Genomic DNA, 9,022 nt, shown 5'->3' with positions numbered 1-9,022 from the left:
TTGTGGGCGAGTGCGGCCGAGTTGTGGGTGCACGGTGCCGGTATCGACTGGCAGGGGGTGTTCGAGCCGGCCCGGCCGCGGCGGGTGGAGCTGCCCACCTACGCCTTCCAGCACCAGCGCTACTGGCTCCAGGAAGCGGCCGGTGCAGGCGGCGACGCGGAGAGCCTCGGGCTGTGGGCCACGGGGCACCCGTTGCTCGGCGCGGCCACGGCCCTGGCCGACGGCGGGGCGGTGGTCCTCACCGGCCGCGTGTCGATCGCCACACACCCGTGGCTGGCCGATCACGCCGTCAACGGACAAGTGCTCCTGCCAGGCACGGCCTTCGTGGAGCTGGCCGTCAGAGCCGGCGACGAGGCCGGCTGCGACCTGCTGGAAGAGCTCACCCTCCAGGCCCCGCTCATCCTTCCCGAACGCGGAGCAGTCCAGCTCCAGGTCGCCGTGGACGCGCCCGACGAGGGCGGCCGCCGCCGGTTGGGCATCTACTCGCGACCGCACGGCGTACAGGACGAGCCCTGGACCCAGCACGCCGCAGGAACGCTGACCCGAGCCGGGGTCACCGCTCCTGAGCCCGAGGGAACCTGGCCACCGGAAGGCGCGCAGGCAGTGTCCCTGGACGGCCTGTACGACCAGTTCACCGGCATGGGCCTTGGCTACGGCCCCGCCTTCCGCGGACTCCAGGCCGCCTGGCGCAAGGGCGACGAGGTCTTCGCCGAGCTGGCGCTGCCCGAGGAGATGGCGCGTGACGCGGCCCGGTTCGACCTGCACCCGGCGCTGTTCGACGTGGCACTGCACGCCACCGCCCTCGGCGGGTTCGTGGCCGATGCGGAGCCCGGCCGGCCCGCCCTCCCGTTCGCCTGGAGCGGGGTGGCGCTGCACGCCTCCGGGGCGACGAAGCTCCGCGTCAGGATCTCCCTCATCGCCCAGGGCGCGATTTCCCTGACGCTGATGGACACCGGCGGCCTGCCGGTCGCGACGGTCTCCTCTCTGGCGGTACGCCCGGTGTCCGTCGGCCGGCCGCAGACCACGAACAGGAACAGGCTCTTCCAGGTCGACTGGGCGCCGTTGTCGTCGAACGCCACGGGCGACCTGCGCGACGTGGAGATCCTGCCCGGGCTCCCCGAGACCGGGCCGGTTCCCGAGTGCCTGCTGGTCGAGGCTCCCGCCGAGGTGCACGAAGCGCTGAGCCTGCTCCAGGAGTGGCTGGCCGACGATCGGTTCGCCGCGTCGCGCCTGGTCATCGTCACGCGCGGCGCGATGGCGGCCGCTCCGGACGATGTCCCGGATCCGGCGCAGGCGGCGGTGTGGGGGCTGGTGCGCGCGGCGCAGGCCGAGCAACCTGGCAGGTTCGTGCTGCTGGACCTGGACGATGACGAGCCGGTGGCGGAAGTGGTCGACCGGGCGCTGGCCGGCGGCGAGGCGCAGCTGGCAGTGCGTGCCGGGGAGCTGCGGGTGCCACGCCTGGCACGCGCGGCGCAGCCGGAGGAGCACGGGCCGGTGTTCGGGCCGGACGGCGCGGTGCTGGTCACCGGTGGCACCGGTGGGCTGGGTGCGCTGGTGGCCCGGCATCTGGTCAGTGCGCATGAGGTGCGGCGTCTGGTGCTGGTCAGCAGGCGCGGACCGGATGCCCCGGGTGCGGCGGAGCTGGTGGCCGAGCTGGTGGAGCTGGGTGCGGAGGTGTCGGTGGCCGCGTGTGACGTCGGTGACCGGGATGCCGTCGCCGAGCTGATCGCGTCCGTCCCCGAGCTGACCGGTGTCGTACACGCGGCCGGAGTCCTCGACGACGGCGTCATCACCTCTCTGACCCCCGAACGCCTCGACACTGTCCTTCGGCCCAAGTCCGACGCCGCCCGGCACCTGCACGAGCTCACCCAGGACCGGCCGCTGACCGCGTTCATCCTGTTCTCGTCGCTGGCCGGCGTGCTGGGCGGCGCGGGCCAGGGCAACTACGCGGCGGCCAACGCCTACCTGGACGCTCTCGCGGAGCACCGCGTGGCACAGGGCCTGCCCGCGATCTCGCTGGCCTGGGGGCTGTGGAAGGAGGGCGGCCTGGCCGACCTGGACGACGCCGCTCTGCAGCGCCTCGCGCGCTCGGGCGTCGACCCGCTGTCGGCCGAGGACGGGCTGGCCCTGTTCGACGCCGCGCTCGGCTCCGGCCGCGCCACGCTGGTCCCTGCCCTGCTGAACCTGAAGGTCCTGAGCAACCACGCGGACATGCTGGCACCCCTGCTGCGCGGTCTGGTGTCAGGTCCCGCCAGGCGGGTGGTGACCGCCGCGTCGGAGACCGCGGCCACGCTGAAGCAGCAGCTGGCGAGCCTGCCGCCGGACGGGCAGCAGGCCGCGCTCGAGGATCTGGTACGAGCCCAGCTGGGCATGGTGCTCGGGTTCGCCGACACCTCGGCGCTCACGGACGACATGTCGTTCCAGGAGCTGGGCTTCGACTCGCTGATGGCAGTGGAGTTCCGCAACCGCCTCAGCGAGGTCACGGGCATGAGGTTGCCCGCAACACTGATCTTCGACTATCCGACCCAGGCCGCACTCGTCGGCTTCCTGTCCGGCGAGCTGCTCGGCACGCGGGAGGTCGCGGTCATAGCACGGTCGTCGGCGGTCGACGACGAGCCCATCGCGATCGTCGGCATGGCCTGCCGGTTCCCCGGCGGGGTCGAATCGCCGGAGGACCTGTGGCGGCTGGTGGCACAGGCCGGGGACGCCGTGGGCGAGTTCCCGCCGGACCGAGGCTGGGACCTGGAGAAGCTGTACGACCCGAACCCCGGCAACCGGGGCACCTCCTACTCCAGGCACGGTGGATTCCTTTACGACGCCGCCGAATTCGATCCCCAGTTCTTCGGGATCTCGCCGCGTGAGGCGCTGGCGATGGATCCGCAGCAGCGGTTGCTGCTGGAGGCGTCGTGGGAGGCGATCGAGCGGGCCGGGATCGACCCGCACAGGCTGCGCGGCAGTCGTACCGGCGTGTTCTCCGGCGTGATGTACCACGACTACGCGAACCAGCTCTCCTCGGTGCCTGAGGAACTGGAAGGGCTGATCGGCACCGGTAACTCGGGCAGCGTCGCGTCCGGCCGGGTGTCGTACACGTTCGGGTTCGAGGGGCCCGCGATGACGGTGGACACGGCGTGCTCGTCGTCACTGGTCGCGCTCCACCTGGCGGTGCAGGCGCTGCGGTCGGGTGACTGCGACCTGGCGCTGGCCGGTGGCGTGACGGTGATGGCGACGCCGTGGACGTTCATCGAGTTCGCCCGGCAGCGGAACCTGTCGGTGGACGGCAGGTGCAGGGCGTTCGCCCAGGCGGAAGGCGGCGTCGGCCTCTCGGAAGGCGTGGGGACGCTGCTGGTCGAGCGGCTGTCGGACGCCCAGCGCAACGGGCACCCGGTGCTGGCGGTCATCCGCGGCTCGGCGGTCAACCAGGACGGCGCGAGCAACGGCCTGACGGCGCCGAACGGTCCGTCGCAACAGCGGGTGATCCGGCACGCCTTGGCCAACGCGGGGCTTTCGGCGGCCGACGTGGACATGATCGAGGCACACGGTACGGGCACCGTACTGGGCGACCCGATCGAGGCCCAGGCGCTGATCGCCACCTATGGCCAGGACCGGCCGGAAGACAGGCCGGCGTGGCTCGGGACCATCAAGTCGAACATCGGTCACGCGCAGGCCGCGGCCGGCGCGGCCGGCGTGATCAAGATGGTGATGGCGCTACGCAACGGCGTCATGCCGCAGACCCTGCACGCCGAGGAGCGGTCGGAGCACATCGACTGGTCGGCGGGCGCGGTGGAGTTGCTGACCGAGGCCCGGCCGTGGGAACGGCAGGACGCTCCGCGGCGGGCGGCGGTCTCCTCGTTCGGGATCAGCGGCACCAACGCGCACGTGGTGCTGGAAGAGGCCCCGCCGCAGGACGACGAGCCCGGTCAGGCGCTTCCGGTGGTGCCGTGGCCGCTCTCCGCCAAGACGGCGGCGGCGTTGCGGGCGCAGGCGTCCCGGCTGGCGGCCTGGATCGAGGCACGGCCCGAGCTGAACGCCACCGATGTGGGATGGTCGCTGGTGACCGGGCGGAGCGCGCTGGAGCAGCGCGCCGTCGTGGTGGGCGAGGACAGGGCCGCCTTGCTCGGGGCGCTGTCGGCGCTGGCCGAGGACGGAGAACCCGTGTCGGCGCGAAGCCGGTCCCGGGTGGCGTTGTTGTTCGCCGGTCAGGGCAGTCAGCGGGTCGGTATGGGCCGGCAGCTTGCCGAGGCCTTCCCGGTGTTCGAGCGGGCGTTGCAGGACGTTTGTGGGCATTTGGATCTGTCGTTGCGGGAGGTGATGTTCACCGATCCGGATGGGGTGCTGGCTCAGACGGGGATGACGCAGCCGGCGTTGTTCGCTTTCGAGGTGGCGTTGTTCCGGTTGCTGGAGTCGTTCGGGGTGCGGGCTGATGTGCTGGTGGGGCATTCGATCGGGGAGATCGCCGCGGCGCATGTGGCCGGGGTGTTCTCTTTGGCTGATGCGTGCACGTTGGTGGCGGCGCGGGCGCGGCTGATGCAGGCGCTGCCGGAGGGCGGCGCGATGCTCGCTATCGCAGCCCCTGAAGAGCAGATCCTGCCGCTGCTGGACGAGCGGGTCGGCATCGCGGCGGTCAACGCTCCTGGCGCGGTGGTGATCTCGGGTGCTGAGGAGGCGATCGCGGAGATCGAGCGGCAGGTGGATGTGCGGACGCGGCGGTTGCGGGTCTCGCATGCGTTCCATTCGCCGTTGATGGAGCCGATGCTGGCCGACTTCGAGCAGGCGATCGCCGGGCTGACCTTCCACGAGCCGACCATCCCGATCATTTCGAATGTGACCGGCCGGGAAGCCGAGCCGGGTCAGCTGAGCACGCCTGGTTATTGGGTGGAGCACGTGCGGGAGGCGGTGCGTTTCGCCGATGGTGTGGCGGCCGCGCGGGCGGATGTGTTCGTGGAGGTGGGTCCGGATGGGGTGTTGACCGGGCTGGCTCAGCAGAGCATCGCCGATGGGGTGTTCATCCCGGCCGCTCGCAAGGACCGTGACGAGGCCCGGGCACTGGTCGAAGCCCTTGGGCGGCTCCATGTGCATGGGGTGAGGGTCGAGTGGAAGGCGCTGTTGGCTCCGGCGAAGCACGTCGATCTGCCCACGTATGCCTTCCAACGGGAGCGCTACTGGGTGCCGGCGGTTGTGGAGGCGGGCGATGTCGACGCGGCCGGGCTGGGCGCGATCGAGCATCCGCTGTTGAGTGCGGTGACCGAGGTGGCCGGTGGGGAGTCGGTGGTCTTCAGCGGCCGGCTGTCGGTGGCCACGCATCCGTGGCTTGCTGATCACGTGGTCAACGGCATGGTGATCGTGCCGGGGACCGGGTTGGTGGAGCTGGCGGTGCGGGTCGGGGATGAGCTGGGGTGCTCGCGGCTGCGGGAGCTGACGTTGCAGGCGCCGTTGGTGGTGCCGGCCGAGGGTGCGGTGCAGGTGCAGGTGGTGGCCGGTCCGGCCGATGAGAGCGGTGGCCGGTCGGTGAGTATCCACTCCCGTTCGGGGGCGGCCGAGCCGTGGGTGCGGCATGCCGATGGGGTGCTGGCGGCCGAGGATGGTGTGCCCGGCTTTGACGTGGTGCAGTGGCCGCCCGCGAGTGCGGCGCCGGTCGAGGTCGAGCAGTTGTATGAGGATCTGGCGGAGATCGGGCTGGAGTACGGGCCGATCTTCCAGGGGCTGGTGCGCGCTTGGGCGCGGCCGGGTGAGGTGTTCGCCGAGATCGCGCTGCCGGAGCAGGAGCATGCCGAGGCGGCCCGGTTCGGGCTGCACCCAGCCCTGCTGGACGCGGCACTGCACGCCAGCGCTCTCGGCGGCCTGCTCCCGGCAGCGGAGCCGGGTCAGCCGTTCCTGCCGTTCGCCTGGTCTGGAGTGTCACTGCACGCCGCCGGGGCGACCGGCCTCCGCATCAAGGTCACCAAGAGCACGAAGGTCGGCAGTACGTCCGTCTCTCTGGCCATCGCGGACGGCACGGGCACGCCGGTGGCCGACATCGAGGCGCTCACTCTGCGGCCTCTGTCCATCGCGCCTCAGCATCAGGCCCGCCTCACCTCCCTTCACCAGGTGATCTGGACGAGCGCGATCGAGGCTCCGGCGGCGGACGCGGAGTCGGTGCTGGAGTATGCATTCCTGAAGCTCCCTGCCACCGACCCGGAGACGGATGCCCCTGCTGCTGTCCGGCGGGCAACTCATCAGGTGCTGACGGCGGTGCAGGAGTGGCTGGCCGATGAGCGGTTCGCGTCGTCGCGGTTGGTGGTGGTGACGCAGGGTGCCGTGGCGGTGGGGCCCGATGAGGGCGTGGACGTCGGTGTGGCTCCGGTGTGGGGCTTGGTGCGGGCGGCCGAGGCGGAGAATCCCGGCAGGTTCGTGCTGGTGGATGTGGACGGCACAGAGCGGTCCTGGATGGCACTGGGTTCGGCGGTGGCCTCCGGGGAGCCGGAGATCGCGATTCGCGGTGGCGAGGTTCGCGTTCCGCGGCTGACGCGGGTCTCGGATCTGGAGGAGCGCGGGCCGGTGTTCGGCCCGGAGGGCACGGTGCTGGTCACGGGTGGCACCGGTGGGCTGGGTGCGCTGGTGGCCCGGCATCTGGTCAGTGCGCATGAGGTGCGGCGTCTGGTGCTGGTCAGCAGGCGTGGACCGGATGCCCCGGGTGCGGCCGAGTTGGCGGCCGAGCTGGTGGAGCTGGGTGCGGAGGTGTCGGTGGCCGCGTGTGACGTGGGTGACCGGGATGCCGTTGCCGAGCTGATCGCGTCCGTCCCCGAGCTGACCGGGATCGTGCACGCGGCAGGAGTGGGCGACAACGGGCTGGTCAGTGCGTTGACGGCCGAGCGGCTGGACGGGGTCCTGGGCCCGAAGGCGGACGGGGCGTGGCATCTCCACGAGCTGACGCGGGATCTGGATCTGGCCGCGTTCGTGCTGTTCTCGTCGGCCGGTGGGTTGGTGCTGGCGGCAGGGCAGGCGAACTACGCGGCGGCGAACGTCTTCCTGGACGCGCTGGCGGCGCACCGCCGCTCGATCGGGCTGGCGGCGACGTCGCTGGCGTACGGACTGTGGGATGCCGACACGGGCCTGAGCGGATGGCTGAGCGAGGCCGACTTCGAGCGGATGCGGCGCCAGGGGTTGCCGGCGTTGTCGGTGGACGAAGGTCTGGCGCTGTTCGACGCAGGGGTTGGCTCCGGCGAAGCGGCGTTGGTGCCGCTGCGGGTGGACGGGGCGGCGTTGCGGTCACGCGGTGACAGCCTCCCGGCCCTGCTACGAGGCCTGGTACGCGGTGCCGTGCGGCGGGTGGCGCGCTCGGACGCGTCGGCGCTGGCGCGGCGCCTGGTCGTGATGGATGACGACGCACGGCGCGGGGCGCTGCTCGAAGTGGTCCGGCATGAGGTGGCGACAGTGCTGGGGCACGCCTCGGCCGACGCGGTGCAGCCGGACCGCGCCTTCCAGGAGCTCGGCTTCGACTCGCTCACCGCGGTGGAGCTGCGTAACCGGCTCAACACCGTGTCCGGGCTGCGCCTGCCCGCCACGCTCGTGTTCGACTACCCGAACGCGCGAGCCGTGGCGGAGTATGTGGACTCCGAGCTGACCGGGGCCGCGTCCGCGGCCCCGACGGACACTCCTGCCCGGACGACGCTCGACGACGAGCCGATTGCGATCGTCGGCATGGCCTGCCGGTACCCGGGCGGCGTGCTGTCACCCGAGGGCCTGTGGGAGCTGGTGGACTCCGGCACGGACGCCATCGGGGAGTTCCCCGCCGACCGCGGCTGGGACCTGGACCGGCTGTACGACCCGGACCCCGACAGCAAGGGCACCTCCTACGTACGCCACGGCGGGTTCTTGTACGACGCCGGCGAGTTCGACGCCGGGTTCTTCGGGATTTCGCCGCGTGAGGCGCTGGCGATGGATCCGCAGCAGCGGTTGCTGCTGGAGGCGTCGTGGGAGGCGATCGAGCGGGCCGGGATCGATCCGTCAGGGCTGCGCGGCAGCCGGACCGGTGTGTTCTCCGGCGTGATGTACCACGACTACGGGTCTCAGCTCTCCTCAGTGCCTGAGGAGCTGGAAGGGCTGATCGGCACCGGCATCTCGGGCAGTGTCGCGTCCGGCCGGGTGTCGTACACGTTCGGGTTCGAGGGCCCGGCGGTGACGGTGGACACGGCGTGCTCGTCGTCGCTGGTGGCCCTGCATCTGGCGGTCCAGGCGCTGCGGAACGGCGAATGTGAGCTGGCGCTGGCCGGTGGCGTGACGGTGATGGCCACACCGGGGACCTTCATCGAGTTCTGCCGGCAGCGCGGCCTCGCCACCGACGGCCGCAGCAAGGCGTTCTCGGAGGCGGCGGACGGCGCGGGCTGGAGCGAAGGCATCGGGGTCCTGCTGGTGGAGCGGCTGTCGGACGCGCGCCGGAACGGGCACCAGGTGCTGGCGGTCGTTCGCGGGTCGGCGGTCAATCAGGACGGTGCGAGCAACGGGTTGACGGCGCCGAACGGTCCTTCGCAGCAGCGGGTGATCCGGCAGGCGCTGGCCAACGCCGGGCTGTCGGCCGCCGAGGTCGACGTGGTCGAGGCGCACGGCACCGGGACGCCGCTGGGTGACCCGATCGAGGCCCAGGCGCTCCTCGCGACGTACGGCCAGGATCGGGAGCAGCCGCTCTGGCTCGGCTCGATCAAGTCGAACATCGGCCACACCCAGGCCGCGGCCGGTGCCGCGGGCATCATCAAGATGGTGATGGCCATGCGCCACGGCGTCCTGCCCGCCACCCTGCACGCCGATGAGCGCAGCCCGCACGTGGACTGGTCAGCGGGCGCGGTGGAGCTCCTGACCGAAGGACGGCCGTGGGAGCGGCAGGATCGCCCGCGCCGGGCAGCGGTCTCTTCCTTCGGCGTCAGCGGGACGAACGCGCATGTGGTGCTGGAAGAGGCTCCGTCGCAGGAGGATGAGCCCGGCCAGGGGTTGCCGGTGGTGCCGTGGGTGCTGTCGGCCAAGACGCGTGAGGGCGTTGCGGCGCAGGCCG

At 71.8% G+C, this 9,022-nt stretch carries 1 protein-coding gene; it reads left to right on the top strand.

Translation table 11 applies throughout. The features are described from left to right. The coding region (locus ACTWPT_RS59105; RefSeq protein WP_443186323.1) for an SDR family NAD(P)-dependent oxidoreductase at positions 1–9,022 on the top strand (9,022 nt) is incomplete at both ends.

This window comes from Nonomuraea sp. 3N208, assembly GCF_052245935.1.
Classification (GTDB): Bacteria; Actinomycetota; Actinomycetes; order Streptosporangiales; family Streptosporangiaceae; genus Nonomuraea.
Note: the sequence above shows the minus strand (reverse complement) of the source record. Positions and strands in the feature narration are given on the sequence as shown.